Source organism: Streptomyces sp. NPDC048111, from assembly GCF_043202815.1.
Classification (GTDB): Bacteria; Actinomycetota; Actinomycetes; order Streptomycetales; family Streptomycetaceae; genus Streptomyces.
Map to the genome: position 1 here is coordinate 301237 of NZ_JBIDBD010000003.1, position 26564 is coordinate 327800.

Consider the following 26564-nt stretch of genomic DNA (forward strand, 5'->3'; position numbering starts at 1 on the left):
GTTCATGGGGGGGGGCCGCCCTTACGGCGGCACCCGAGCGGCCCCTTGTGGGAGCCAGGTATCTTTGGTCGAAGGCGTCGCCAGACGGTGTCGTGATGTAACTGAATGTGGCGAGATGTGGGGGCGGCGCTGTGGGGCATCCTGTGGATGTGCAGATCGATCTGGACCGTGACGTGTTCCTGAGGACGCTGGTGCGGGAGCTGGCGACGTCGCTGGAGTCGGTGATCGGCCTCGAGGAGGCTTCCGGCTACATCAGCCTGGTCGGGCGGGCCGTGGGCACGCAGATCGACGAGATGTATCTCAAGGCGCTGGGCAGCTCCGGGCTGTCCCGCAAGCAGGTCGCGGAAGCCCTGGTGGACCTCAAGCGGCGGATCAAGGGCGACTTCTACATCATCGAGCAGGACGACACGAAGATCGTGCTGGGCAACCGGGCCTGCCCGTTCGCGGAGAAGGTCCTGGGCCGTGAGTCGATGTGCATGATGACCTCGAACGTCTTCGGCACGATCGCCGCCCGCAACCTCGGCTATGCCAACGTCGAACTGCAGGAGACCATCGCCCGCGGCGACGCCGGCTGTCGCGTGGTGGTGCACCTGGTGCCGCCGGCCGACCCGGCGAGCGGACGTGAATACTTCGCCGACGTGGAACTGCCGGCGCCCGGCCCGGTCACCGACTCGGCAACTACGTGAACCTAGGCCCGTTCGAGGCCATCACCAAACCCCTGCCCCACCCCGTCATCCTGTGCGCGGGCGACGGCACGATCCTTGCGGCAAACCCGGCCGCCACCGCCTCGATTCCCCACATGTGCGCGGGCGCAAGTCTGTATGCCCTGGCGCAGGACGAAGCTGCGGTCGTGCACGGTCACCTGGGCAACTGGCTGCGCAGCGGCAGCCCACTGCCGGGCGGGCTCGTGCTCAAAGACAATGACGGCAGCACCGTGCGCTTCCGCTGCCAGGGCGTACGCGCCACCTGGTGGCAGGGGCCCGGCGTAGCGGCGCAGCTCACCCTGCACCGTTTGGACCACGCCGACCAGTTCGTCGCCCTCAGCCAGCAGCTCTCCGCGCTGAACCGGGAAGTCGCCATCCGGCGTGCCGCGGAAATCCAGCGCGAGGAGCTGCTGTTGGCTGAGCAGGCCGCCCGCGGACGCCTGCAACGCCTGTACCAGCTGACGGAGGCGCTGGCATCGTCCGCGACCCTGACCCAGGTCGCAGAAGCCGTGGCGGCCACCGCAGCGCAGGCGTTGGACGCCGACGATGTAGCCCTGGAACTGCACCTGCGACGTCTGCTGCCCGCACTGGACCCGGGCGAGGACCCGCCCCTTGCCGCAGCCGCCGGCTGGGAGGATCTCGACCTGTCCGCCCAGCACACGGGCCCGGACGCCGACGGATCGCTACGGGTCGCGCTGGAGTCCGACAGCGTCGTCCTGGGCGCCCTGCGGTTCCGTCCCGGGGCAGCCGGGATTCCCGAGCCGGAACACCTGAACGCCGTCGCCCAGCAGATCGCCCAGGCGGTACGCCGCGCCGGGCTGTACGAACACGAACACCGCGTCGCCGAACGTCTCCAGCTCAGCCTCCTGCCTCAGCTACCGGACGTCGACGGCCTCGAGGTGGCCACCTGCTACGCGCCGGCCAGCGACATGGTCAGAGTCGGAGGCGACTGGTACGACCTGTACGACCTCGACAAGGACCACATCGGCCTGTCGATCGGCGACGTCGCCGGCCACGGCCTGCCCCAGGCAGCCCTCATGGCACAGATCATCGCCGCCCTGCGCAGCATCGTCTTGCGCTGCGGCACCCGCCCCCAAGCGGTACTGCGCGAGCTGAGTGACTACCTGCACCTCTACCACCGCGGTCGCATGGCCACCACCGCCTACCTCCTCTACCACCGGTCCACCCGCACCCTGACCTACGTCAAGGCCGGCCACCCCCCACCCCTCGTGATAAGCCCCGACGGCTCCAGCCGCTACCTCGACGGCCCCGTCTCCCCGCCTGCCGGCCCCATCCCCGACGCCCGCTTCAGCGAGTGCACAACCACTTTGGCTGACGGCGAGGCCCTCCTGCTCTACACCGACGGGCTGATCGAACAACGCAACGAGCCCATAGACACCGGCCTGCAACGACTCACCGAAACGGCCCACCGGGGCGCCGGCCTGAACGTGCACGACCTGTGCCACCTGTTCCTCAACCACCATCCCGGCGCCACCTACTCCGACGACCGCGCCCTGCTACTGGCCCGCCCCCGATCCCCCACCACGCCCATACCCCAGAGGCCGGCCTAAGGCATTGGACAGGCAAGACGCATGTGCGAGCCGCCCGCCTGACAAATCATTGCTGCGCGGGTTGAGCCAACGAGCTGATAGGCCCAGCGACGTGACCGGCGGTCCGGCGCACACCAGGGCACGGCACCGAACGACGGGCAGGGCGCATCGGCCTGGCGCAGCATATGGAGGAGACAGCTGCCGTCGCATGCGGGCGGTTGCCCCGCCTCCCCAGCTGGGAAGCCGTACACGTCATGGGCGAACTCCGACCGTGGGGGCTGCGCTTCTTCAGCGCCTGCATCTTGTCAACCCAGTGAGCCGTAAGGTGCGGCCCATGGAATCGTTGATCGCTGCCGTCCGTGAGCAGGACGAAGCTGCCCGCTTTCTCGCTTGGCCGGGTGACTTCGACCTGGAGCGAGGCGACCACGTCGAAGACGTCCACCTCGCCTCGGGAGCCGCGCTTGAAGGTTTCGCTGGCGACGGCGCCGGGGGCACGTATCGTCTGGACGAAGACCGCCGACGAGATCCTCGACAAAGTAGCCGCCTACTGTCACCGAATCTCTGACTCAGGTCACTCGGGTCGAGCCCACCGTGCGGCCTGTATGGCCCGCAACGCCCCGATAGCACGAAGCGCCTGGTGCGGCCGCTTCACCCCAAGGGGCCGCCCCCACACCCCACATCGCGCACTAGGGATGGGGGCGGTTTGGAATCAGCGACGCCGCCACTCGGTATCCGGATGACGGCGCCTCGGCCCGAGGGTGACTCGCTAGGTCAGCCCCGCATCTGGAAGCTCGTGAACGTGTCCGGGAATGCCTGCCCGGGGCTGACGATATAGAACGCCCCCTCGCACTGCGGCTTGGTGGTCGAGACGAACACCGCGACGTACGCGCTGGTGTCGTTGCGCAGGTTTCGGGAGCCCTGGTTGACCCGCAGACAGGCGCCCGAAGGGAGGTCGGTCATCGCCATGGGCCGACGCCCGTACCCGTCCTCCCAGGCGACGGTACCGGTCGAGGCTTGGGCCGGAGCCGCGGCGACGCCCACCGCCAGGCAGGCCGCGCCGACCGTAGCGGCCAGCGCGGTCCTGATCCTCGAAACACGGGTCACGGTGCACTCCTTGTGTCGGCCGTACAGGAAGGGCCCATACGGTCATAAGACAGCCCGCCAGGCGGCTGGCCGGTGATCATCAGAGCAGCCCGCGCCCGCTCGCCCCGGGGCAACACCCGATGACTCACTCTTACGAGTCCCGCGTTGTCCAGCGTGGACGAGCAGCGGCTCACACGCCATGGCCGGCCTCGATGGCGAGCAGGTGGACGGTGCCTCCGCCAGTGCATGGAGTCCGCGAAAGACCGGGATGCGCGCGCAATGCGTCAGGGACGGCTTGCCGGATGTCAGGAACGAGCATGGCCGAAGTCCCCATCACGGATACCCGGCGATCGGACCGGCCGCGGTTGACACCAGCAATGACCAGGGCCCGCCCGACCCGACCGGTCGTGCGGGCCCTGGTATTACGCGAGGAGGAGGTTCACGCGGCGCGTGGCCTCAGCGCCCGGATCCAGGCCACCTGAGGGGGCTCAGTCGTCCCAAGTGAGGTCCTTCTGGTCAGTGATCAGCTTGCCGGCGATCTTCAGGTTGCCGGAGGAGTCGATGATGGCGAGGATCTTCTTCGTACTGCCGTGTTGGGTGGTGATGTAGACCTTGTCCGCCTCCTGAGAGGTGGACTCATTGGAGTTCAGCGCGATCTCCACGCTGTTCGGGGAGATGATCGCGACGTCCTTCTCCGGGGAGTCCGGGTAGATCCGATTGTTCACCAGCTTGACCCGGCCGTGGCTCTCCGCTTCCTCCCAGCGCGATGCAACTCCGAGGTCCAGCTCAGCCATGAGTCCCCCTTGTGTTCCGGCGGGCCGTGCCCGCGATCGGTGGCGGGCACGGACGTCCCGGCCCGATCAAGGAGCGTAGGAGGAGGACGCGGACGGACTCGGGCATTCCGGAGATCGTGGCCGCTTTCCGCCCTCATGGCCTGATTCCCTTCAGGCGTAGGAGACCGGTTCAGCCGTCCCTCAATAGGCACCCCACCGATCGATGAAGTCCCACGCCCAACGCTGGGGCGACCCCAGGGCGATGACGAGGAAGAATGACAACTGTCGCGCTTCGGCTCACCTGGTGCTAGTCGGCGTCGGCTCACACGGGCTGGCTGTAGTGAGCCTTTTCCAACCTCACGCTGCTGCGTGGTGAAGGACGAGGACGGCCTTCACGAAGTCGGTGATTCGGTTGGTGCTGCAGCGGAGCTTCCGCAGGAGGCGCCAGCTCTTAAGGGTGCCATGGCCTGCTGCTCGCCGAGGCAGCGGATCTTGGCGTGGGTGGTGTTGTGGCGACGCTTCCATCGCTTGAGGTGGCGGCCCCGAAACGGCACCCGGACGGATCCGCCGGCGCCTTGATATGCCTTATCCGCGTAAGTGTCACCGCACCGCAGGTGGGCCAGGGCGAGCAGGGCCTGACGTCCGGCAGGAAGGCGCCGCCACCGCGTTCCGATCTCCTGCCGCCGGGCTGTCAGTTGACTGGTCAGGAACCGCACAGTGCGGCTGGAGAGATCAATCGAGGACCGGTAGACAAGCACGCGAAGCTCCTGGCGGACACGGGTGATCTCGGTCGAGAACCCGTCTACCAGGAGCTCCGTTATTCCGCACGGCAGTCCAACTTGCGGTCAGCACCGCAAGCTTGAAAACAGCTCAGTGGTGAGTGCCGTACGTCAGGGGTTCCAGAAGGCCCGGACCTGCGGCCCCGCTTGTGCTGCCTGCCGCAGGCCGGTTTCTGTTGCCTGGATGACCGACTCGGGACTCACCGTCTTCGGCGGCGCCATACCGTCGCCGAAGGCGGGCTCGATGGCCATGACCTGACGGCCCCCGCGCAGGTGGTCCAGTTCGCTGTTGACGATGTCGGCCACGGCACGGAAGCGGGGGCCATTTCCGTTCTCCTGGTCACTGAGGGCAAAGCACGATATCGCCAGGACGAGATCGGTGGCTGGTACTGCTGCGGCGTTGAGGTGGCTGAGGACGCCACCGTCCATGAAGCGGCGCCCGGCGATGGTGACCGGCGGGAAGAGGGCCGGAATGGAGCAGCTGGAGGCGACCGCGCGCTGGAGTGGGACGCCGGAGTCGGTACCCCAGATGGCCAGTTCACCGCTGTCGGTGTCGATCGCGGTGCACTGGAACCCGGCGGGCCAGTCGGTATCGGCGAAGATGCCGAACAGATCGAGATAGGCGTCCTCGTCCAGAGTTCCGGCCGACTGTGCGCTGCGGCCGATCACGGCGAGCGCCCTGCGCGGGTCGGAGTCGCGCCCGGCTTGCTCCATCGCGCTCAGCAGGACCCCGGCGCTCGCGGCCAGAGCGTCGGGACCGATGTGGTGCCCGACCGCCGACAGGTGGGTGGAGACGTCGGCGAGGTCGCGGCCGGTGGCGAGCTGGGCTCCGACAACGGAGCCCGCGGAGGTTCCGAGGATGACGTCGGCCTGGTCCAGGCCGACGCCGGCCTCACGAAGGCCGGCCAGTAGGCCGGTCTGCCAGCCGACACCGGCCGGTCCTCCGCCTCCGAGGACCAGGGCCCGCGTAGGGGCATTGCTCTGAGCGGGCATAGAAGCCTTCCTCCGTAAGGTAGTTGGTTCAACTGCGGAGATGCGTGGGATGGTGCGGCGCGTAGCCAACCCCGCACCGGAAGACGTTGGCGACTGCGCTGTCGCAGGACACCGGAGCCCCCGGGGCGGCTGGCCGCATCGGCACAGCCAGTCCACTCGTTGCACTCATTGCACTCCGTTCTCTACGGTAGTCTCATAGTGCAACGAGTGCAACGAGTGCAACGAGGTGCTTGTGGTGCTGCACGGGAAGCGAGGGCGGGGCAGTGGCTGAGCGGCAAGATCAGAGGCCGGTCCAACGCGAGCGGCGCAAACGGGCGACGAAGGCACGCCTGAGAGATGCCGCCGCCGCACTGGCCCAGTCGCAGCAACCCGCCCAGATCACTGTCGATGCGATCTGTGCCGAGGCGGGTGTTTCCCGGCGCACCTTCTTCAACCACTTCGACACGAAGGACGAGGTGTTCCTGGCCTGGGACGACGCGGACGACGCGCGCTTCGTCGAATTGATCGCAGCCAGACCGTCATCCGAGAGCGCCGTGCGCGCCGCGCTCCGGGCCCTGGCACCCGTGGTCTTCGACGTGGCCGAGAGCGGCTTCGCCGACATCGTTCACGACATCACCGGCCGCAACCCGGTCCTGCACCCACAGGCGACCCAGATCTACACCAGGTTCGTCCACGCCGTCGCCCTGGGCATCGCGCAGCGCCAACGTCTGCCCGAGGACTCCTACACCGTGCAACTGGGCGCGGTCACGGTGACCGCCGCACTCAGGCTGATGACACACGCCTCCGCCAGCGCGGACGACACGGAACGCGAGCGGTACCTGGAGGAAGCCTGCCGCACCCTGGACCTGGGCTTCCTCACCACAGAACTGGACAGGCGTTAAGCACCGACCGACCTGCCATCGCTCACCCAGCAGCGAGATGACGCAGGTGATCGCACGCAAGCGCATGCCCGTGGATGGGACGCCGGGGCACCGACCCTCGCGGGGCGTCTCCGTCCCGGCAACGGAAGGGACACTGCCGCGGACATGCGCCCCGCCCCAAAAGAAATTCCTTCGAGCCGACGGCTCCGGTGGGGAGCCACTGAGCCTCTTCCAAACTCATGCCGACGCGTGGTGAAGGGCGAGGACGGCCTTCACCACGCATCAGCGTGAGGTTGGAAAAGGCTCAGTGGCGGCGGTTGTCGTTCAGGTGGTCCAGGACCGCCTGCGACACGTTGCCGCCGCGCACATGGAAGCCGAGCGAGGAGACGTAGGTGCGGCTGCCGGATTTCACGGTCGCGCCGAACACCCCGCAGATCGCCGAGGCCCCGCCGGCGTCCTCGGTCAGGTCGGGCGCGGCCGTGGTGGTCTCGGCGATACCGAAGTTCGCCACGACCGAGGTCATCGTCAGGCGCAGGCCGGCGAGGCTGCCACGGGCGGCGGTGCCGGACCAGGCGTCGACGGAGCAGCTTGTCGGCGCCGCCGAAGATGTACTGCGTCTGGCGCAGCACGCCGGAGCCGACGGTGTCGCCGAAGCGGACGGTCTGGCCGGGGAAGACGACCTGGATGCTGCAGATGCCCACCTCGTCGTACCAGACGTCGATCCGGGAGACGTTGGACGAGTCGGCCTTCGGCGGATAGTCGAACGGGGCCGGGGTCTCCCGTGCTGTAGCGAGGTAGCGCAGCAGCGTCCCGTCGTTCCTGAGTGTCTAGTAGTCCCCGCCGATGGCCGAGGCGACGGCTGCGGTTCCAGTCGTGACCGCCTCGAGATTGGGGTGGGCGGACTGGGCCCAGCTCGGCCCGCCGGGCTCCAGCACGAAGGTCGCCGTGGTGTCGTTTGCTCCTGAAACCGCCCAGTGCGCGCCGTCGGCGGTGGCGACGAGGCAGCTGGGGCTCCCGCTGGCCGGGTCTGTTCGCGTACACGGTCAAACCAGCGGGAAGGCCCGACGGGCACGAAGGTGTCCGCGGGCAGACCCGCCCCATGCGCGCCCCGCGGTACGCGGTGATGCGCAAGGTGCCGTGGCATGGCAGCAGGGCCTGAGCCGGTGCACCCGCCGACGTGGATCGAGCCGCCAGCGGGCGGAGCCGGAATCCGGCTCGTGGCGGAGCCGGTCACGAAGGCGATCCGAGCCGCAGTCGGAGGGGCGAGCGCGGCTACTGGGCGCGTGCGGGTGCGGTTTGGTCTGCCTTGAGGCGCCCTGAGCGGGCGAAGGGGAGGGCTGGGCTGTTACTCCTGGGTCTGTCCGTCTGGGACTCGTTGAGCACAGTGATGGCAAGGTGGCGTAGGGCATCAGCGTGCTCGGTGAGAACACGGTAGGTGTGGGGGTCCTCCGGGTCCGTGAGCAGCAGGCGGGCGGCGGTGTTGATGGCCCGCAGTCGTGGCTCTTGGGCGTCCCGGTGGCAGGCAGGCAGGCATCGCCAGGCGGTGTTGGCGATAGTCACGAGCCGCCAGGTAGGGGATGAGGACGGTTCCGCCTCGTAGAAGCGCAGGGCGTAGCGACTGACCAGCCAGTACGACAGAGCCAGGGATGCGGCGGCGAGGGTGTCGAACACCAGCCACAGACACGGGAGTCGACTGTGTCCGGTCAGTGTGCCAGCCAGCCAGGCGAGGCCGGCGCCCCCCGCGCCGAAAAGAGTCAGGGCGGCCAGAGTGAAGAGCACCACTGCAGGCAGGAGGCCAATACAATTATCGCTCTCCAGGCGGGTCAGCCCTTTCCAGTGCGGTGCGAGATACCTGGCGTACCGGACCGTTCTGGGGGCGGGTTCGATGACTGCGATACGTCTCGCCCAGCTTACGGCCATATCTAGTCCCTTCATGGATCAAAAGTCTCTGAGTCGGACGTTTGAAGGAACGATTGGGGTGGACAGGGGTCCCTGCCGCGTGAATGCAATAACGTTTTTGCGTGGGATGTTACGTCGGATAGCCGGGGCGCAATAGGGGCGCATTAAAGGGGCGCCTATTATGAAGCGCGCGCAAGGGAAGGGGATATTCCCGTAGGGCACAGATTGGAATAACGTTTCTTTAGGGTCGCCCGGTCGACCTCTTGCTGGGCGGCGAAAGCGGCCGGGCGTTATTGGTGTTATGTGACCGGAATTTCTTCCATGCCGCGCAGTGTGCCTGGGCCGGCAGGGGCGCGCGGCGGCCGATTCAGGGGAGTGTCTGTCGTCTGGTCAGCCGCCGCGTGCGGGACTACTGCGGCCCGTGGGAAGTCATTTGCCAGTGGTTCAGGATCCCGTCCCAGTTGTAGGCGACGGTGGGGGGATCGGCTGGAACGTAGGGTTCGAAGTACTCCTGCGTCCAGGCGCCGGGGTGTCCTGCGAGCGGTTGGGGCGGCGTGGCGCCGACCCCGGAAGGCGCGTACCGGCGGGGTTCGGATGAGTCGTCGTACTCGGTTTCATCTTCGGGCTCAGGCTGGTGCCGGGAGCGGCGGTGACGCCCCGACTCTCTGGCCTGCTGCTCGCTCAAGCGTCCTTCGGCGGAAAGTTGCTGTACGCGCGACACCAGCTGCACCAATTCCAGTCCGAACTGGCTCGCCAGAACGGTCAGGTCGAGGCCCTGCTGCCAGCTGTTGACCAGGAGGGCGTCCAGTGCGGCTGTCCACTGCGGGCTTCCCGCTGCGGGATAGGCGGACGCTGCCTGCCTGGCAGGCGCGGGGTGGTCATACGGCTCGTGAGCAACCGGTGGCTGCGGATGGGAGGGTTGACTCGCGGGTGGGGAGGACTGAACTGGCTGCCCCTGACCGGGCTGTACGCGGCCGTATGTCTGGCCTTGCGGACTCGGCCCCGCAGGAGCGGCTGTCGGCTGCGCGGCGTGGGGCTGCCCTGCCGTGGGCGGTTCGAACGTGTCCTGGGTCTCGGGAGCTGGTTCGTCCTGCTGGCGTGGTGGAGGTACGAGCAGTGAATCGGCGACACTGCGCGCATTGTCCTTGCCCACCGAGCGCCGTGCCTGCCGCACCTCTCGTTCGCTCAGGCCGAGCAGTCCCGCCACCACCCCGTCACTGCCCACGGTGACGGCGAACGCGGCCAGCGTCTGGCTCCGGTTGGACTGTGCCTCATCCAGCGACACCTGCGTTTCGCGTACATGGTCATCGCTCATGCAGAACGCCTTGGCAAGAACTGCATGGCGTTCCCACAACTGCCTAGGTTCCATGCACACCTAACGCCCGAAAACCTCGTCGGATCTGCCTCAGGCTGATCGCCACCCGATTGAGTGCTCACTCGGGTAGCGAAGTCCGTTGTGTATTCCGCCGAGAGCCCCCGAACAGTCCAATCCTTTCGCGGCCGGGCCTCGTTTAACCGAAGTGCATGAAATCAAAACACCGCTGCTGCGGCGTCTCGGCCCCTGGATGATGTACTCCGCCAGCCAGAGTGACGGGGACGGCCTTCAGCCCTCCGTATACCTGGAACAATCCGGGCGAGTCATCAAACTGGAATACGCTGGCGAGTCTCTTATCACTCTGCTTGCCGCACTGGACTACATCAAAAGCAGCGCCCACTCTCGCCCCGCGCTCCAGCCAGATGACCAAGCTCGTCGAACCGCTGCCGGGGTACCGGCACAGAAGGGACGTACCTCGTCGCCTGGATGAGGGTCCACAGCCAAGGCCCGGTGACGCGTTGGTGCGTGATAGCGGGTGACATGTCCGCCCTGGTCGGGTGCTTAGACGTCGCTTCTTATGGCTGTCGGAGCGGCATGAGAGTCTCCGGCCATGAGGTACGACCTTGCTGTCTGGGAAGGCGAGAGGCCGGCGGATGACAAGACGCCGGCCAGGTCCTCAGCGACCTCTACGACCGATACATCGACAGCGAAACGGAGGAGCCTCCGTCCGAAGGCAATTGCGGCATACGTCGCCGTGCTGCCTAAGCGGTGGTGCAACCTGACCGAGGACGACGAGGGCACCTCACCCTGGTCGACCGGCCCGCTGCTCAACGAAGCCAGCGGGCCACTGATCTACTTCCCCATGCGATTCAGCATGGCCGAGGAGGCGTCGGCCTATGCGGCAGCCTACGGAGTCCATGGGGCTGGTCTGCTTCGACGTGCAGCAGGACCGGCTCAGGCCATGAGCAAGGGGCTCAGGCGGCGGTAACCGATCAGGGTCGCTGCTATGCCCACGAAGGCGAGGAAGTGTTCGGCCTTGCGTTCGTAGCAGCGGTGCAGCCGTCGGCAGCCGGCCAGCCAGGACACGGTCCTCTCAACCACCCAGCGGTGCCGGCTCAGCCGCTGCGAAGACTCGATGCACTTGCGGGCGATGCGGTGACGGATGCCGCGCTTGCGCAACCATCGACGCAGGTGGTCGTAGTCGTAGCCCTTGTCGTGGTACGGGCGGCTTCGCGGCGGCAGTGACAGGGGCGGCGGCTGCGGCGGTGGCAAGGCCGGCGGCGGCCAGGCCCAGGGCGGCGATACGGATGGTGCGAGCAGACATGGGATCCCCCAGTTCACGGCACGCTCAACACACGGTGCTGGAGTGCCGGTTGGTCCGGAAGTCCGGCACTGGTTCGGCCAGACACCCACACCATGACCCCGAACCACCCCACTCCAAGCAGAGAAGTTCAACGCGGAACTTCACACACCCTCAGCATTCACAGCGCACACACCCCGGCGCGCAATGAACTTTTCACGCCCCCAAAGAGTCGGACGCGGCCGACCCCAGCCGGGTGCCTCTCAGGCGCCCCTCCTCTTCGAGCCGTCCGCCCCTCCGTCGCCGGACAGCGGACTGGCTACATCGCGCCGGCCTGGCTGACCTGCGGCGGGGCGAGGACCCATGCCCATGCCAGGCGCCGACGGAACTGCTGAGCCGTGCCCCCTCGAAGTGCTGAACCGATTCTGTCGGTGCCCCCAAGGGCGGCAGGGCGATACCTAGCAGACGATCCCCGGTTAGCAAAACCGGGGATCGTCCGGACCCTTAGTGATCCACCGCCATTTCCTGCCCGCCACGTCGAAAGGCAGCATCACGACGACCACAGCCCCCCACTCCACCCGCCGCCAGGGCCAGCACGCCAGTAAGGCACCTCTACGCCGCGGCGTAGCTGAGGCGGAGCAGGTCTCCAGCGCGCTCCAGGTCCCGCTCCGTGCGCAACTGCAGCTCCAGGTCGCCCGTGCCGTGGTGACCCAGCCCTGTCACGTCCCGGGTGAAACCGGGGACGAGGTCGACCTCCTTGGGGTCCGCCTTGAGATAGACGAGGAGCTTGGTCTGCTGCGGAGGGCACACGCTGGCGAAGTTCCGCAGCCGCCGGTAGGCGCGGTACTGCTTGCGCTGCACCCGGGTGACACCATGCCCGAGCCCGACCAGAGCCGCGTCGACGGCTTCGGCCAGCTCCGCCATCGGACCGGCCTGCTTACGGGCCGGCGTCGTCCCATGCCCTCGCCGCCGCACCCGTCTGGCCTGAGGCGAGTGCCCCGCGGAGGAAGCCACGGTTTCAAGTCCAAAGTGGTGGGATCCGAAGTACCGGTAGCGGACCAGGTCGATCGAGCGCCGGTGCTCGCGTACGGCGTGCGCGTCGTAGCGGGTGAAGTCGCCGGCCACACAGATCAGCCGTGCTGCGCTCCACAGGATCTGAGACGCGGCCGTAGCCCCGAGCCGATCGCGGACCAGAACCCGGAAGGCGTCCTTGTGACTCGCCAGCCAGGCCATGTAGAAGAGGCCCTGGCTGATGACTCCCGCATCCATGCCGCGCTTGTACTCGACGATTACGGGCGCACCGTTCTCGTCGAGCCCCAACGAGTCGATCCGCCCGCCGCCGAAGCAGTCGATGACGTACTCGCTCGCGAGGAACGAGACGCCCAACATCGTCTCCATATGCGCCTCAACGAGGTCCTGCACATCCGCCTCGACGGCGGCCAGGTGCGGCACCATCTCGGCCACACCGCCTGCCGTGCTGAACAGCTTCAACCCGCCCACTCCCCCTCGCGATCACGATGCCAGAGGGCAACGCCAGACCGCGTAGGGATATTTCCCCCACCATCGCCACTTCACAAAGGGATCAACTACTACGTCATGGACCACCGCGACAGCCTGCCGCACGGCGCCCTCATCAACCCCGCCCACATCCGCGCCACCTGGGGTGGCACGGGCAGCGTCGAAGACGCCTCCGCAGCCTTCGGATTCTCGCGAGCCAAGGGCTACGACCTTGTCCGGCGCGGCGAGTTCCCCTGCCGAGTACTACGCATCGGCCGCAGCACCCGTGTTGTCACTGCCTCCCTCCTCCGAGTCCTCGACAGCGGTGAGCCTGAGTACAGCGCAACGCGTGCCGTCGGCTTCGAGCCAGCGTGATCCACCACGTGCAGAAGCCCCTGCCGGGATATCCCGGAAGAGTCTCCTGCGCCTCACTCACCGGCCAGGCACTCAACCGCCTGGCAAGCAGCCCTGAGTTACGGCGGTGTGTGACGAGTTCGTCGAGCTAGGCGGCGGCGTAGGCGGCCTGGCCGGGGGAGCCCGATGAGGGGCACGAATGAGGAGAACCCGACCCACCAGTCCAGGACGTAGGAAGTGCTGGCCTGGTGCACCAGCCAGGCGCCAGTGGCCTTGGGCCGGCGCGACGGTGACGTTCGCGCCTGCATCCGGTGGCGGTATGCCAGGGGGCCGGTGCCCGGGAGCAGGCGAACCCGTGGCTGTTTGCCACCGTGTCGCCTGCCCGCCGCACACTCCAGGAACCGTCGGGCCAACCGGGCGAGCACGGTGGCGGCCGGAGCGGAGACAAAAACCCTGCTGTGCCGCCATGACGGGGTGTTAGGCGGCTTTTGCGAGTGGCCACCCCGGCGATGCCGCGACGGTGACACGCTGCGCCAACGTGTTCCGTTGCGCGCGCCCGGAACGCCAGCCCGCGCCACCTCCGCGCCAGAACACCACTGAGTGGATCGAATACAGGGCCGTCGCCCGCGGCCCGACCGGCCGCCGCGGTGGTCCATGCCACCCGATCTCGCCGGCGTGCTGTGGGTCGACAACGAAACATTCCCCGCCTTCACCACCCAGTGGCGCCCCAACCCCCAGGCCCTGCTCTTCGCGCCCGCTGCCTTCGCCACCACGCCCTGAGTCCCTCACCGGCTCAAAACCCGTAACTGCCACTGCCTCAAAACCCTGGACACAGTGACCGGAGGCACACAGCCGTCGGACCTCTGAGGCGGAGCACCCCCGCGCCAGCGGGGATGATTGGCGGGCCGACGCGATCGACGCTGGCCCCCTGAATCACTCTGCTCACACCATCACGTCGTGATCTTTATGTGACATTTACATGACACTCTTTGCGTGTGGTGCACAACTGACAGTCAGCTGTGCAGAATTCCGGGGGGACTTGTGGTGCTGGCTGCCGCGTCTGCGCGTGTGCGCGTTCTGATCATGGTGCTGGTCTTGTCTGTGGTAGCAGGTGGCGGTTGGCTGGTCCACGTATCAGGCGCTTCCGAGGCGGGCGGCTCCGATTACCGCGGGCCGCTGCCGGCGGCGCAACAGCAGCCTATGTCGCTCAAGGAGCGACAGGCACTGACCAAAGATCGCGCGAAGCCGACTGAGTCACATGCGCTGCCAGTTACCAGGAGCGCGCCTTCCACTGCTGCGCAACTCGAGCTCTTGAAGCAGAACCAGGAGCAAGGGCAAAGCGTCGACCCTTCAGCTAGAAGGGCAGTTACGCCAGCCGGCACAAGAGCAGGCGTCAAGATGGCCTCGTATGGGGCCAGTTCGACAGCCGCAGCGTCGTACTCGGCAGGCGCGCTGTGGCAGGTGACTGCCGACCCATTCGGGAACACGGCCGCCCAGCAGGGCGGTTGGCTGATGGCGCTGGGCAATCACATTGGTGCTGCGGTGCCGGGTGAGCCGTTGCAGGTGTCCGGGGCGATCTGGCAGGTGGGTGGTGCGGACAGCGAGGTGCACCCGGTCAAGGTGCGCTGGGAGCTGGTGGACTACTGCACGGGCGGGCCCCGGCAGTCCTTTGACTTCGGTCAGACCGTTCAGGCTCCGACGATCAACACCGACAAGGTGTTCCCCGTCGTCAATGCGGTCATCACCTTGCCGGCCACGCCGTGCACCCATAGCGATCCCGCGTATGTGCTCAACCTCTGTACAACTGTGGCGGATGACCCCACAGACGTTGAGTCCTGTGGTTCCTACAACATGTTCTACATGGTGCCTGCCCTGCCGCAGGGCGCTGCGTGCGGTTCCATCTGCGGGGACGCAAGTGGTGCAGCGGGAACGACGGTTCAGCGCGCGGATCCCGTGAACACGGCGACGGGCGCCTTCGGCGAGTCCTTCACTGACGCTCAGGTTCCCGCTCCGGGGGTGCCGCTCAGCGTGGTGCGCACGTACTCCTCGGACAACACGAGTACGGGCTCTCTGGGCAAGGGATGGCAGCTGCCCTGGGAGAGCCGCCTCGAGCTCGATGCCAGTGGCAATGCGGTGCTGGTGGGTGAGGGCGGTGCACGCCACACCTACACGAAGTCGGGCGGCTCGTTCACAGCGCCGGGCGAGACGCGTTCCGTGCTGGCTGTCGACGGCAGCGGCTACAAGCTCACCACCGCCGATCACCGGGTGTACGGCTTCGACGGCACAGGCCGGCTGGCGTCCGTGAAGGACCGGACCGGGCGCGGTCTGACACTGAGCTACACCGGATCGCAGCTTTCGAAGCTCACCGACGCGGCGGGCCGTGACGCCCGGCTGTCCTACGTCGGCGGGCGCCTGGACACACTGGCCCTGGCGGACGGCCGCACCGTCCACTACGGGTACTCCAACGATCGGCTGACCAGTGTGAAGGCGCTGGACGGTGCGATGGAGACGTACGGCTATGACGACGCTGGCCGGCTCAGCCAGGTCACCGATGCCCGGAACAAGACCGTCACCACGAATGTGTACGACGCGCAGGGCCGGGTGAAGACCCAGACCGACGCCCTGGGCGAGACCACGTCCTTCTCGTACACGAAGAACGGCCAGTTCGACCAGGTCGACACGACAGCCCCTGACAAGGGCGTGTGGACGGACATCTACTACCAGAACGTCCTGTTCACGCAGATCGACCCGTTCGGGAACAAGAGCTACTACCGCTACGACCAGCACTTCAACCGCACCAGCGCGATCGACGCGGAGATCCGCGAGACCCAGTGGGCATTCGATGCCACGGGCCGGATGCGCAGCCGCTCGAATACGGCCTCGGACGAGAGCTGGACCTACGACAGCAACGGCAACGTCGCCACGTACACGGACGGCGAGTACCACACGACCACGTTCGGGTACACGAATGATCTGCTGACCTCGGTCAAGGACCCGCTGGGAAAGACCGCCACGTACCACTTCGACCCGGCATCGGGCCTGATGGACAGCGCCACCACGGCGCGGGGCAAGCAGACGAAGTACGCGTACGACACCGCCGGGAATCTGACGGCCGTCACCTCCCCGGCGGGCGGCAGGACCACCTTCACGTACGACGCTTCGGGCCGCATGAAGACGGCGACTGACCCGCGAGGCAACGCACCCGGCGCCGACCCGGCCAAATTCACCACGGCCTACACCTATGACGCGGCCGACCGCGTCAAGACCGTCACAGACGCCCGCGGCAACCCCACGACCTACGACTACCTCGCCGGTTACCTGGTCAAGGTCACTGACGCCAAAGCGCGCGAGACCCGCTACGACTACGACGACGCCGGCCGCCTGACGACAATCACCGATCCGGCAAACAAGACCACCGTCACCGGCTACGACCCCGCCGGTCGGGTTGCTTCGGTCACCGACCGGACGGGCGCGAAGACGACGTACGCCTACGACAAGGGCGGACGCCAGACCCAGGTGATCACGGCCCGCGGCAACGCCGCGGGTGCCACCAAGGCCGACTACACGTGGACGATCGGCTACGACAAGGTCGGCAACCGTAAGACCGTCACCGACCCCAGGAACAAGACGACGGCCTTCACCTGGGACGCGGACAACCGTCCCCTGGCCACGACGGACCCGCTGGGCCACAACCGCAAGGTCGAGTACAACGACAACGGCAGCGTCGTCCAGACGTATGACGGTCTGGGCCGCGGCACCAAGCTGGCCTACGACGCGGACAACCGGCTGCTCACCTCCAAGACCTGGGCCAACAACACCACGACCTACGGATACGACGACGACGGCAACCTGACGTCAGAGCTGTCGCCCGAAGGCGAACTCACCACCTACGCGTATGACGAGGACGGTCGGCGCGCCAGCACGACCGACCCCCGGGGAAACACCACCGGGGCCGATCCGGCCAAGTTCACCTGGAAGTTCGGGTACGACCTGGCAGGTCATCCCACGTCCGTCACTGACCCGCTCGGCAACTCGCGCGCCACGGACTATGACGCGGTCGGCAACGCCCTCGCGAGCATCGACGCGCGGGGCAAGCAGACCCGGTACGAGTACGACGAGCTGAACCGACCCGTCAAGGTCACCAACCCCGACGACGGCGTCACCACGACCGGCTACAACCTGGCCGGCCAGGTGGAGACCAGTACCGACGCCAATCACCACACCACCACCTACGGCTATGACGCCGAAGGTCGTCTCACCTCGGTCAAGAACCCACTCGACAAGACCGTCTCCTACAGCTACGACGCCGACGGCAACCGCTCCAGCACCATCAACGCACGCCGGCAGACGATCAGCACCATTTATGACGGCCGCAGCCTGCCGACCAAGGTGACCTACTCCGACGGCACCCCCACCGTCACGTACGGATACGACGACGCCGGCCGCATCACCGGCGTCACCGACGCCACGGGCAACCGCATCGTCACCTACAACGACGACGACCGCATATCCACCATCACCTCCCCGGGCGCCGCTAATCCGTTCCAGTACAACTGGAACACCGACGGCACCCTCAACTACCGCAGCTACCCTGACGGCCGCCGCACCACTTACGGCTACGACAAGGACGGCCGGGTCAAGTCCCAGACCACGGACAGCAAGACAACCGGCTATGGATACGACCCTGCCGGCAGCCTGACCTCGGTCACCCTGCCCACCACCACCGCCCGCACGGAAAGCCGCACCTACGATGCGGCGGGCAATCTCGCCACCCTCACCACACCGGCCGGCGGCACCCACACCTTCGGATACGACGCCAACAGCCGTCTCTCCGCCGACATCCCGGCCACCGGACCTGCCACCCGCTACGGCTACGACGACGCAGGCCGTATCGCCAAGACCTGTACCGACACCTCCGGCGTCTCCTGCCTGACCGCCACCACCGGCACCGCGTTCAGCTACGACCCGGTCGGCAACCGCACGGCCCAGACCGATGCAGACGCGCCCGCCGACTGGTCCGGCGTGACGCAGACCGCCAGCGGCGATCTCAACAGCGACGGCATCAGTGACATCATCGGCACCGACGCCAAGGGCAACGTCCGCACCCTCCTTGGCAGCGCCGACGGCACCTTCACGACGGGTGCCACCATCCCCGGGGCGGGAGCCGGATTCCAGCAGGTCTTCGTCGGCGAGTACACCTCCGACGGCAAACTCGACCTGCTGGCACTCGACACCTCCGGTCGCCTGCTGCGCTACAGCGGCGACGGCAAGGGTGGCTTCGCCCCCGCGACCAGCCTCGGTGCCGGCTGGGGCTCCTTCGCCCTGAGCCCGGGAGACTTCAACAACGACGGCAAACCCGACCTCATGGCCGTCGACACCGTCGGCAACCACCTGTACTTCTATCCCGGCAACGGGGCCGGAGGCTTCGGCGACCGCAAGGACCTCGGCAACGGCTGGGGCAAGTTCCGCCTCACCCTGATCGACGTCAACGCCGACAACAAACCTGACGTCCTCGCCATCGACCCGACCACCGGCCACTTCTACCTCTACCCCGGCACCGGCTCGGGCGGCTTCGGCGAACGCACGGACCTCGGCGGCGGCTGGGGCAGCATGAGCCTGGTCTCCGGCGAGTTCACCAACGACGGCCAGCCCGACCTCCTCGCCCTCAACACCAGCACACACCGCCTGTACGTATACCCGGGAGCCGGCAACGGCGGCTTCAAGAACCCCGTTCAACAAGCCGACGACTGGACCGGCTACGGCCCCCCGGCCCCGGGCAAGTTCGACGGCGACAGCAACCTCGACATCGCCGCAGCCGACACCACCGGCAAGCTCCGCACCTGGAAGGGCGACGGACAGGGCCACCTCACCGGCGCCACCATCGTCAAGGGCCGCTCCACCACCTTCACCTACGACAACGCCGACCAGCTGACCGCGACGGCCGGCGGCGCCACCACCGCCTACAGCTACGACGACGACGGCAACCAGACCAGGGACGGCGCAGAAAGCTACGCCTACGACCCGGCCGGCCGCATCAAAACCGCCACACTCGGCTCCGACACCTACGGCTTCACCTACGACGCCGACGGCAACCGCACCACCACCAGCAAGAACAACACGCCGGTCTCGACCTCCCGCTGGGACATCAACAACCCGCTGCCCCAGATAGCCACGGACAGCAGCGCCAGCGGCGCCCTCCTCGGCGACTACCACTACGACCCCGACGGCACGGCCCGCTCCATGGACCGCACCAACGGAAAGTTCTACTTCACCCAGAACCAGCAGAACTCCGTCAACGCCGTCTACGACGCCGCGGGCACCGACAACTACCGCTACACCTACACCCCCTGGGGCACCACCACCGGCACCCCCACCATCACCGGCGGCCAGACCAGCCCCTTCGGCTACACCGGCCAGTACAAAGACCAGACCCTCCCCGACCGCCTCCAACTGCGCGCCCGCTCCTACGACCCCGCTCAGGGCCGCTTCACCACCACCGACCCCGTCCCCGCCGCAGTCGGCAGCCCCAACTCCTCCGCCTACAACTACGCCAACAACGACCCCCTCAACCTGTCCGACCCCAGCGGCGCCTGTCCCATGTGCATCGGCGCAGGCATCGGAGCAGTCCTCGGCGGCGGCATCTACGCCCTCACCCACCAGGACGACTTCAGCTGGCACGACTTCGCCATCGCCACCGGCAAGGGCGCCGTCATCGGCGCCGGCGCCGCCTTCCTCGCACCCGCAGGCGGCGCCCTCGCCGGCAGCCTCGGCCTCGAAGGCGGCCTCGCCCTCGGCACCACAGCAGTCACCGACGCGGCCATCGGCGCCGCCTACACCTGGGCCATCAACACCGCCCAATGCCAACCCACCACCCCCACCGACCTCCTCCTCGGTGCAGGAGGCGGCGCGCTGTCACCCTTCGTCAAGCCTCTGTGGAGTGCGATCAAGGGAATACGCTTCAGCGGGAGCGAGACAGCCGGCCTGGGCCGCATGCCGTGGGAAGCGCCCCGGCTTCGCGGCGCCGGCGGCTCGAGGGCTATCGCGCTTCAAACCATTCCGGCTCCGGCCGGATGGACCCACGCAGGACAGATGGAGACTGCCGAGGGGATGCTGGATGCTTTCGTCAGGGACAATTATGGACGCAAGATAGCAACCCGCACTTACGTTGGCGGGTACCACATCGAAACAGGAGAAATTGCACTAGCATCCTCCGGCGGGACCAAGCCGGGAGTGAGCTACTGCGCCGAAGGCAACGTGTGCCTCGCCCTCGGGGGCGACGCCACCAAGGTCAGATTCACCAACGCCCTCACCGCCGAGAAGAAGGATGGCAACATCATCGTCTCGCCGAAACCAGTCTGCCTGAAATGCCAGGTCGACTACCCCAGTCCATTCCAGTTTCCAGTGAATGTCGAATGGGAAGCCAAGGGCGAGTGGGATAAGGGGAATTACTAGTGAGCACCTTCGACATGAAGACGACCCGCACGGAAGTCATTCGGCACGACTGGGCTGACATGAGGTGTGGTTGCATGCGATCGGCCGAACATATTCCGCAGGACTTCTTCACCATGCTTGCCGGCCCGCCGAGAGCTCGAGCTGGAGACTGGGCGGACGGCCATGCGTACGTTCACTCGAATCTTATGCAGCCCGCTGTCGCCACCGCCTCGATGATCATGGCCGCGCTGGCAGATGGAGTGCCTGCGCGACACCATCGAGAGCTGATGATCGCTCTCAACGCGCTGGTCGTGGGCGAACAAGATGATGTCGCCGACGAATGCCTACGCATCGTCCAGAGCGGTTCATGGCTCCTCTATGAGCAGATTTCCGCGGAAAGGAACATCGACGCCGCCGCATACGCCTACGAAATCCTCGAATTGATGGACGAAGAACGCGAAAGGCTCGCGTTCTTCAGAGGGGCATACAGGACCTTTCTCCCGGCCTACCTGCAGTAATCTCGCCAGCACAAAGATGATGAGGCCATGCTCCGTGCAACGGAGAACACCGGACGCAGGGTTCATGTCCGCTCCACTTCCACGAAGACTCAACTTTTACACAGTAGCTCCGTGGTCAAGCCCCGTGCGTCCTTGACCACGGAGCTTCGTGAGCGACGCGCAGGGGGCGTCAGTATCCTTCGAGGGAGTCTTCCTCTACGGCTAGGCGACTTGCGAAAGCCCTGCCGTGTTCAGATCAGCAACCTTCCGCCTCACCGCGGGGTGGCTATCGGTGGTGTTCGACGGCACTGCCAGCATCCAGGCAGTGCCGTCGAGGCCAGTACGCCATTCACGTCGCCCCTCTTCCACCGCCGCTCCCAGTTCCAGTAGGCGACGCTGCCGGACGACGCCCGATTCGAGTCGGTGACGATCCACGGCGACACCCTGCTCGAGCAGGCTGTTTTCGAACGGTCGGCCCGCCTCGGACCGTTGGTGTGCGCGGGGCGGGTGTAATTGTCCCGACCCCGGCGGCCCCTACGCGATCAGCGAGGCAGGTTCCGAGCTCAGGCCCGGCGCATACAAGCTCCGGGTCGCATGCGGTCCCACGTACAAGGACGGGGCGACACCGCGGTTGCGAAGGTTCCTGGTGGACCACTGCCACCGAGGCGAGGCGAAGGATGACTTCGTCGTCTTCGCCAACACGCCACTGAGGCTCCACTGCGAGGAACGGACAATCCAGGCGCTGGAGTCGAAGGAGGCCGACCGGAGCCAGATCTCCTCGCTCTGCACCGACCGGCCCTACGGTCATCCCACGTAGGCGAGGTCGACGGACAGCGCGACCACTACCGGTCCCCTGGGCCATCGTCCGACAAGTGTCTGGAACCGGCTTCTGACATAACTTGGCGAAACCCGAGAGATACCGGCGACGGCAATTCGCCAACTTCGCCCGCATCGTCGCCAGTGACCGGGCCACTCCCAGCACGTGAGGCGCCCTGTCTCACAGGCATCCACCACGACGACTCGTCTGCCGGACCTGATCCGAGTCGAAAAGCTGCAGTACAACGGCCTGCTTCGTCCATGCGGCCACTCGCTAACGCGCCGTAATAGCTCACCTGGCGGGATCGCGCTGCGCTGACGCGCCAACTACCCATGATCCGCCCGGGGTTGTCAGTGCGCGTTGGTACACACAGATTCAGGGCCGCGGGGTGCGGCCTGTGATCACGGAGAGGGAAACCCACCATGGCGAAGCCACCCGCCGGCTATCACCACGTTCGCGCTCACATCCGTCGCAATCCGGGACCGCGCAGCGCGCGCCGGATGTCCGGCTGGCTGACGGTCGGGCTCATCGCCCTCGCCGTCTTGTGGGTCAAGTTCTTCGGGCTCGGGGACACGTCCGCCAGCACCCCGACCGAGCAGCACCCCGCACCGTCCGTCTCTCAGTCCGCGCCTTCCCGCGGATGAGCCGTCGACGCCGACTGCGAATTCGTCGCCCGCGCGGGCTCGCCGAACTTGGTGCCGCCGGCCTCACCTTCGCCGCGGCCACGGCGCTTCTCCTGCCGGGGCTGCGCGCGCTCCCCGGCGCCCTCGCCACGTACTGGCAGTGGCCCGCACTCGTCCTCCTTGTGGTCGCTGGCGCCGCGTGCCTGCGCGCTGGCTTCACGCAAAGCAGGCGACGCCGCGACCGTGCGCGCCGAGCGGGTCTGTCCTTCGCGGCGGGCGAGCTCGACGCCATGGATGACCGCGCCTTCGAGGAAGCGCTGCGCGACCTGATGATCCGTGACGGCTGGCACGCACAGCGGGTTGGAGGAGGTGGCGACCAGGCCGCCGACGTGATAGCCGAGCATCCGTTTCTGGGGCGTGCGGTGCTCCAGGCCAAGCACACCCGCACCGGCGCCAAGGTCGGCGCTCCCGTCCTGTACGCGGTCAACGGCACCGCCGGTCCCGTGCACGGCGCGCAGCATGCGGTGGTCGTGACTAACGGGGGCTTCACGCGCGACGCGTGGGCCTGGGGTGCGCGCCACCGTATCCATTTGGTCGACCGCGAACGGCTGCACCAGTGGGCGGACGGTGCCGCCCTGCATGAACTGCTCGCCCTGCCCACCCGTCCGCGCCGCGTGCTTCGTCGCGCCGCCTGATCCCACAGCCTCGTTCCAGCTCTTCAACGCGACCCGGAGGGTGGTCATGTTCGACGAGGACGGCCGTCTCGATCCGTTCCTGAAAACACTGCTCTATGGCGTCTTCGCCCTCGGCATCGGCAAGATGCTGTGGACGTGGCTGACCGGCACCGCCGTGGCGTGGATAGTCGACAGCCCCTGGGCGTGGCTCACCGACCACCCCTGGTGGGCCGCCCTCATCTGCGCCGGCGCGCTCGTGATGCTCGTAGCCGTAACCAGAGCCGTGCTCGTCGTACTCGGCTTCGCCGGCGGCTACGCCGCGCCCCTGCCTCCCGCCCCACTGGCGCCGGGGCCGGACTTGGCCGAGGAAGGTGTGACCTTCCGTATGCGGGAGCTGGCGGCCATGAGCCCAACAGAGTTCGAGGAAGCGTGCGCCCAGCTCCTGGTCCGTGACGGGTTCACCGGCGTGCAGCGCGTCGGCGGAGCAGGAGACCTGGGAGTTGATGTCCGTGCGGTCGACGGTGATGGCGACCTCGTCATCCTCCAGTGCAAACGCTACCGGGCACGCGTCACCTCCGGACACGTGCAGCAGTTCAACGGCACCGCAAGGCCCCATCACGGCGCCGACGTGGCCATCATGATCGGCCTGGCCGGATTCACCGAGCCCGCTGCCACATTCGCGCGCCAGCACCACATCACCGTTCTCGGTCGCGACGAGATCAAGAAGTGGGCGCACGGCACCCATCTGTACCGGGCCGTCAACGTCCTCACCTGACGTCAAGGTGACCCCGGTTGAAGCGCCCGTCGGGGAGCCATACATGCCGAGCTGCCTCGTGTGCTGGACAAGCAGGCCGGACAGAGGCAGAAGATGTCTCCGTCCACGGGCGCGCGTCGGAGTTCCTCGCGCCGGGTGTTGTGCGCCGGGGCCGCTGATGGTGTGTGAAGTTCCGCGTTTGGTTACGCCCTGAACGTCTGCGCTTCAACGAAGACCGTTCGGGGTCATGGTGTGGGTGTCCGGCCGAACGAGCGCCGAACTTCGCACCAACCCGGCATCCCAACGCAGTTGTTGGGGCCGTGAACTGGGGGTTTCATGTCTTCTCGCAGCATCACCCGCATCGCCGCTCTTGGCTTGGCCGCCGCCGGTCTCGCCACTGCGGCGGCCGCCGTGCCTGCCTCCGCCGCGGCCAAGCCCATCCCGCGCTCGCCGATCGTGTTCGGTGCGATCCAGTACGACAGCCCCGGCAAGGACGACCGCTCCCAGCGCAGCCTCAACAACGAGTGGGTCACCGTCACCAACACCAGCCGAGGCACGGTCAACCTCAAGGGCTGGACGCTGGCCGACCGCTCCCACCACACCTACACCTTCCACAACCTGCGACTCGCCGCCCACCAGTCTGTGCGCGTCCACACCGGTATCGGCCGCGACACCGGACGCGACGTCTACCAGGACCGCCGCGACTACGTCTGGAACAACTCCGGCGACACCGCCACCCTCCGCGACAACCGAGGCCACATCATCACCGCGAAGTCCTGGGGACGCCACTGAGCATGACAAGGGATCCCCTCACCAAGGGACTGTGATCGCGAAGGCCGGCGCCCGAAAGGGCGGCCGGTCTTCGCCGCGCCGGGCCCCGAGCGGCTCACGCTGCCGCAGGGACAGCAGTGACATTGCCCGTCCTCCTTCACCGTCGGCATCAGCGCAAGAGCGGTTGCCACAAGAGGGGTTGGAGGCAGCATCCCGCGGTATCTATCCCCTGTCACCGTCACCCCCGGGGGGCCGTCATGAGTGTCCGAACCATCGCCTCCACTGCTGCATCCCTGCTGCTCGCTGCGACGGCGGTGGGCTGCTCAAGCACCGGCTCCCATGATGCAGGCGCCAAGAACCCGGCACCGGCAAAGACGTCGCTCCGGGCCGCGGGGGCCAGCGGTGCCCCCGCGTCGTTGCCGTACGGACCCGGCCCCCAGACGAAATACACCGTGCAGCCCCAGCCGCCGGCGGGCTCGTGCCACTTCGGATACACCGCGGCCAAAGAGCCGCTCGAGGACAGGGCCTGCACACCTGGGGCCCTGAACCCGAAGGTCACCGCAGCGACGCTGAAGACGACGATCTGCAAGCCCGGGTATACCTCAACGATCCGTCCGCCCGCGGCCGTCACCGGGGCAGAAAAAGCGGCGAACGCCAAGTCCTACAGGTATACCGGCGCCCTGCACGACGCCGAGTACGACCACCTGGTCAGCCTTGAGCTGGGCGGCGACCCCAACGACCGCCGCAACCTATGGCTTGAGCCACCGTCACCAGGCCACAAGACAGGAGCAGGACCCAACAACCCAAAGGACAGCGTCGAGTCCAAGCTCCACACCGCCGTCTGCACCGGGAAGACCCAGCTCGCAGCAGCACAGAACGCCATCGCGACGGACTGGACGACAGCGCTGACGTCGCTCGGTCTCCGATAAGAGAAACCGGGCGTGGCGCCCGGCCGAACCACCCTGACTGCACTGCTGTCTGACTGCGTCGGCGACGGACCCGAGCACCCCCATGCGACCGGCCGGCTCCCTTCGCCGTAAGGCCATGCCAAGCACCATGATCTGCCGGCCCTGGGACGCGGCACATACTGCTACGACGTCCGCGGCCACAGTTGAAGCAAGTACTGCTCCGTCCCCTCGTACAGCGACAAGTCATCCTGCGGCCCGGAGGATTCAGCGAGGTGCTTCGCCTGGCTGCGTCCACGAAACGACAGGCGAGCGTGACGGTCGCCCTCCGCAATCGTGATGCCCCAAGCCCCCCTGGTACGTTCCGAGATCACCAGCTCTCCAGTGGGGAACTCCATGTGCAGATCGCAGTGGCCTTCCCACCCGGCGGGAGGCGGGGGCTCCTCTGCCCAGGTCTCGATGCGAAGCTTCACCTTGAACTGCGACTGCGCCGCAACCACGATCACCTCGTAGCCGTTACCGGCCGCTACATTCTCTCTGGCGAGGGGGATCAAGCCGTTGTCGCGAACGTCGAAGTCCGCGTCGTAGAGGTCGAAGCCCCCGTAGTCGGGCATCACAAGGGTTTCGTATGCGATCAGCTGCTCAGGCATCTCGCTCCCGCGTGTCGGAGGCGACCGGGTATGTGTACGGGTCACAGGCGCTCGGCCTGTGACCCGTCGACATTCTGCCGTGTCGGTGCGGGTAGAACCATGACCGGTCGACGAGCGGGTCTTCCCACCGGTGCGGACGACGCCATCCACACCTACCGAGCTGATCACCCGCTGCTCGCTGACCTCGCCGTGGGGGGGGGGGGGGGGGGGGGGGGGGGGGGGGGGGGGGGGGGGGGGGGGGGGGGGGGGGGGGGGGGGGGGGGGGGTGGGGGGGGGGGGGGGGGGGGGGGGGGGGGGGGGGGGGGGGGGGTGGGGTGAGGTGCGCTTTTTGTGTA

22 protein-coding genes and 2 pseudogenes are annotated in these 26564 nt (G+C 67.2%); 15 read left to right on the forward strand and 9 right to left on the reverse strand.

The window, feature by feature from the left end; all coding sequences use genetic code 11:
* Window positions 1–149 precede the first annotated feature (149 nt).
* From ACGF3I_RS09220 to ACGF3I_RS09230, 3 genes are all read left to right on the forward strand, one after another.
* Window positions 150–686 carry a methanogen output domain 1-containing protein gene (locus tag ACGF3I_RS09220; protein ID WP_393129994.1) on the forward strand — a complete coding sequence of 179 codons (537 nt, stop codon included), beginning with the start codon at window positions 150–152 and terminating at the stop codon, window positions 684–686.
* 164 nt (window positions 687–850) lie between these two features.
* The gene (locus tag ACGF3I_RS09225; RefSeq protein ID WP_393129995.1) at window positions 851–2275 is read left to right on the forward strand and encodes a PP2C family protein-serine/threonine phosphatase; all 1425 of its coding nucleotides are present in this window, start codon (window positions 851–853) and stop codon (window positions 2273–2275) included.
* Window positions 2276–2588: 313 nt separating this feature from the next.
* On the forward strand, window positions 2589–2819 hold the full coding sequence (locus ACGF3I_RS09230) for a hypothetical protein (protein ID WP_393129996.1): 231 nt from the start codon (window positions 2589–2591) through the stop codon (window positions 2817–2819).
* 206 nt (window positions 2820–3025) lie between these two features.
* Here the strand turns inward: ACGF3I_RS09230 and ACGF3I_RS09235 are convergent, their stop codons facing one another.
* The 4 genes and pseudogenes from ACGF3I_RS09235 to ACGF3I_RS09250 form a co-directional block, all read right to left on the reverse strand.
* Complete coding sequence (locus ACGF3I_RS09235; protein ID WP_393129997.1) at window positions 3026–3358, reverse strand: hypothetical protein; 333 nt, start codon at window positions 3356–3358, stop codon at window positions 3026–3028.
* A gap of 467 nt (window positions 3359–3825) precedes the next feature.
* Window positions 3826–4131 (reverse strand): DUF6342 family protein, encoded by a 306-nt coding sequence (locus ACGF3I_RS09240; protein WP_393129998.1) that lies wholly within the window; start codon window positions 4129–4131, stop codon window positions 3826–3828.
* 336 nt (window positions 4132–4467) lie between these two features.
* A pseudogene (locus ACGF3I_RS09245) lies at window positions 4468–4868 on the reverse strand (transposase family protein).
* Window positions 4869–5000: 132 nt separating this feature from the next.
* On the reverse strand, window positions 5001–5882 hold the full coding sequence (locus ACGF3I_RS09250; protein ID WP_393129999.1) for a patatin-like phospholipase family protein: 882 nt from the start codon (window positions 5880–5882) through the stop codon (window positions 5001–5003).
* A gap of 263 nt (window positions 5883–6145) precedes the next feature.
* Between ACGF3I_RS09250 and ACGF3I_RS09255 the strand changes: the two genes are divergently transcribed.
* A complete protein-coding gene (locus ACGF3I_RS09255) occupies window positions 6146–6763 on the forward strand; it encodes a TetR/AcrR family transcriptional regulator (protein ID WP_393130000.1) in 618 nt (205 codons plus the stop codon).
* Window positions 6764–7046: 283 nt separating this feature from the next.
* Here ACGF3I_RS09255 and ACGF3I_RS09260 read toward each other — a convergent pair whose 3' ends face one another.
* A complete protein-coding gene (locus ACGF3I_RS09260) occupies window positions 7047–7253 on the reverse strand; it encodes a hypothetical protein (protein ID WP_393130001.1) in 207 nt (68 codons plus the stop codon).
* A 77-nt stretch (window positions 7254–7330) separates the two neighbouring features.
* On the opposite strand from ACGF3I_RS09260, the gene ACGF3I_RS09265 reads away from it, so the two are divergent.
* Window positions 7331–7501 carry a hypothetical protein gene (locus ACGF3I_RS09265; RefSeq protein ID WP_393130002.1) on the forward strand — a complete coding sequence of 57 codons (171 nt, stop codon included), beginning with the start codon at window positions 7331–7333 and terminating at the stop codon, window positions 7499–7501.
* A gap of 1549 nt (window positions 7502–9050) precedes the next feature.
* Here ACGF3I_RS09265 and ACGF3I_RS09270 read toward each other — a convergent pair.
* From ACGF3I_RS09270 to ACGF3I_RS09280, 3 genes and pseudogenes are all read right to left on the reverse strand, one after another.
* Window positions 9051–9956, reverse strand: coding sequence for a hypothetical protein (locus tag ACGF3I_RS09270; RefSeq protein ID WP_393130003.1), 906 nt, complete (start codon window positions 9954–9956; stop codon window positions 9051–9053).
* Window positions 9957–10910: 954 nt separating this feature from the next.
* Window positions 10911–11195: pseudogene (locus ACGF3I_RS09275) on the reverse strand (transposase); the annotation flags it as partial.
* 673 nt (window positions 11196–11868) lie between these two features.
* Window positions 11869–12756 (reverse strand): DUF5655 domain-containing protein, encoded by an 888-nt coding sequence (locus ACGF3I_RS09280; RefSeq protein ID WP_393130004.1) that lies wholly within the window; start codon window positions 12754–12756, stop codon window positions 11869–11871.
* 96 nt (window positions 12757–12852) lie between these two features.
* On the opposite strand from ACGF3I_RS09280, the gene ACGF3I_RS09285 reads away from it, so the two are divergent.
* The 10 genes from ACGF3I_RS09285 to ACGF3I_RS09330 all read left to right on the forward strand — a co-directional run bounded on the left by ACGF3I_RS09285 (window position 12853) and on the right by ACGF3I_RS09330 (window position 25603).
* Complete coding sequence (locus tag ACGF3I_RS09285; RefSeq protein ID WP_393130005.1) at window positions 12853–13128, forward strand: helix-turn-helix transcriptional regulator; 276 nt, start codon at window positions 12853–12855, stop codon at window positions 13126–13128.
* A gap of 633 nt (window positions 13129–13761) precedes the next feature.
* Window positions 13762–13887, forward strand: a complete 126-nt coding sequence (locus ACGF3I_RS09290; RefSeq protein WP_393130006.1) for a hypothetical protein — start codon at window positions 13762–13764, stop codon at window positions 13885–13887.
* Window positions 13888–14568: 681 nt separating this feature from the next.
* Window positions 14569–20559, forward strand: coding sequence for an FG-GAP-like repeat-containing protein (locus tag ACGF3I_RS09295; protein ID WP_393130007.1), 5991 nt, complete (start codon window positions 14569–14571; stop codon window positions 20557–20559).
* A complete protein-coding gene (locus ACGF3I_RS09300; protein ID WP_393130008.1) occupies window positions 20559–21056 on the forward strand; it encodes a hypothetical protein in 498 nt (165 codons plus the stop codon). Before ACGF3I_RS09295 ends, ACGF3I_RS09300 begins: the two co-directional genes overlap by 1 nt.
* Before the next feature lie 625 nt (window positions 21057–21681).
* Window positions 21682–21852, forward strand: a complete 171-nt coding sequence (locus tag ACGF3I_RS09305; protein WP_393130009.1) for a hypothetical protein — start codon at window positions 21682–21684, stop codon at window positions 21850–21852.
* Window positions 21853–22274: 422 nt separating this feature from the next.
* The gene (locus tag ACGF3I_RS09310) at window positions 22275–22496 is read left to right on the forward strand and encodes a hypothetical protein (protein ID WP_393130010.1); all 222 of its coding nucleotides are present in this window, start codon (window positions 22275–22277) and stop codon (window positions 22494–22496) included.
* A gap of 308 nt (window positions 22497–22804) precedes the next feature.
* The gene (locus ACGF3I_RS09315) at window positions 22805–23170 is read left to right on the forward strand and encodes a restriction endonuclease (protein WP_393130210.1); all 366 of its coding nucleotides are present in this window, start codon (window positions 22805–22807) and stop codon (window positions 23168–23170) included.
* 46 nt (window positions 23171–23216) lie between these two features.
* A complete protein-coding gene (locus tag ACGF3I_RS09320; RefSeq protein ID WP_393130011.1) occupies window positions 23217–23924 on the forward strand; it encodes a restriction endonuclease in 708 nt (235 codons plus the stop codon).
* A 315-nt stretch (window positions 23925–24239) separates the two neighbouring features.
* Window positions 24240–24695 carry a lamin tail domain-containing protein gene (locus ACGF3I_RS09325; RefSeq protein WP_393130012.1) on the forward strand — a complete coding sequence of 152 codons (456 nt, stop codon included), beginning with the start codon at window positions 24240–24242 and terminating at the stop codon, window positions 24693–24695.
* A gap of 236 nt (window positions 24696–24931) precedes the next feature.
* Window positions 24932–25603, forward strand: coding sequence for a hypothetical protein (locus tag ACGF3I_RS09330; protein ID WP_393130013.1), 672 nt, complete (start codon window positions 24932–24934; stop codon window positions 25601–25603).
* Between the two features lie 161 nt (window positions 25604–25764).
* Here the strand turns inward: ACGF3I_RS09330 and ACGF3I_RS09335 are convergent, their stop codons facing one another.
* A complete protein-coding gene (locus tag ACGF3I_RS09335) occupies window positions 25765–26229 on the reverse strand; it encodes a hypothetical protein (RefSeq protein ID WP_393130014.1) in 465 nt (154 codons plus the stop codon).
* Between the last annotated feature and the right edge of the window lie 335 nt (window positions 26230–26564).

Coding starts and splice junctions, on each gene's coding strand:
- ACGF3I_RS09315 (WP_393130210.1), top strand. CDS start 22,805: ATGATCCGTGACGGCTGGCACGCACAGCGGGTTGGAGGAGGTGGCGAC.
- ACGF3I_RS09310 (WP_393130010.1), top strand. CDS start 22,275: ATGGCGAAGCCACCCGCCGGCTATCACCACGTTCGCGCTCACATCCGT.
- ACGF3I_RS09285 (WP_393130005.1), top strand. CDS start 12,853: ATGGACCACCGCGACAGCCTGCCGCACGGCGCCCTCATCAACCCCGCC.
- ACGF3I_RS09330 (WP_393130013.1), top strand. CDS start 24,932: ATGAGTGTCCGAACCATCGCCTCCACTGCTGCATCCCTGCTGCTCGCT.
- ACGF3I_RS09230 (WP_393129996.1), top strand. CDS start 2,589: ATGGAATCGTTGATCGCTGCCGTCCGTGAGCAGGACGAAGCTGCCCGC.
- ACGF3I_RS09270 (WP_393130003.1), bottom strand. CDS start 9,956: ATGAGCGATGACCATGTACGCGAAACGCAGGTGTCGCTGGATGAGGCA.
- ACGF3I_RS09240 (WP_393129998.1), bottom strand. CDS start 4,131: ATGGCTGAGCTGGACCTCGGAGTTGCATCGCGCTGGGAGGAAGCGGAG.
- ACGF3I_RS09250 (WP_393129999.1), bottom strand. CDS start 5,882: ATGCCCGCTCAGAGCAATGCCCCTACGCGGGCCCTGGTCCTCGGAGGC.
- ACGF3I_RS09320 (WP_393130011.1), top strand. CDS start 23,217: ATGTTCGACGAGGACGGCCGTCTCGATCCGTTCCTGAAAACACTGCTC.
- ACGF3I_RS09290 (WP_393130006.1), top strand. CDS start 13,762: ATGCCACCCGATCTCGCCGGCGTGCTGTGGGTCGACAACGAAACATTC.
- ACGF3I_RS09335 (WP_393130014.1), bottom strand. CDS start 26,229: ATGCCTGAGCAGCTGATCGCATACGAAACCCTTGTGATGCCCGACTAC.
- ACGF3I_RS09325 (WP_393130012.1), top strand. CDS start 24,240: ATGTCTTCTCGCAGCATCACCCGCATCGCCGCTCTTGGCTTGGCCGCC.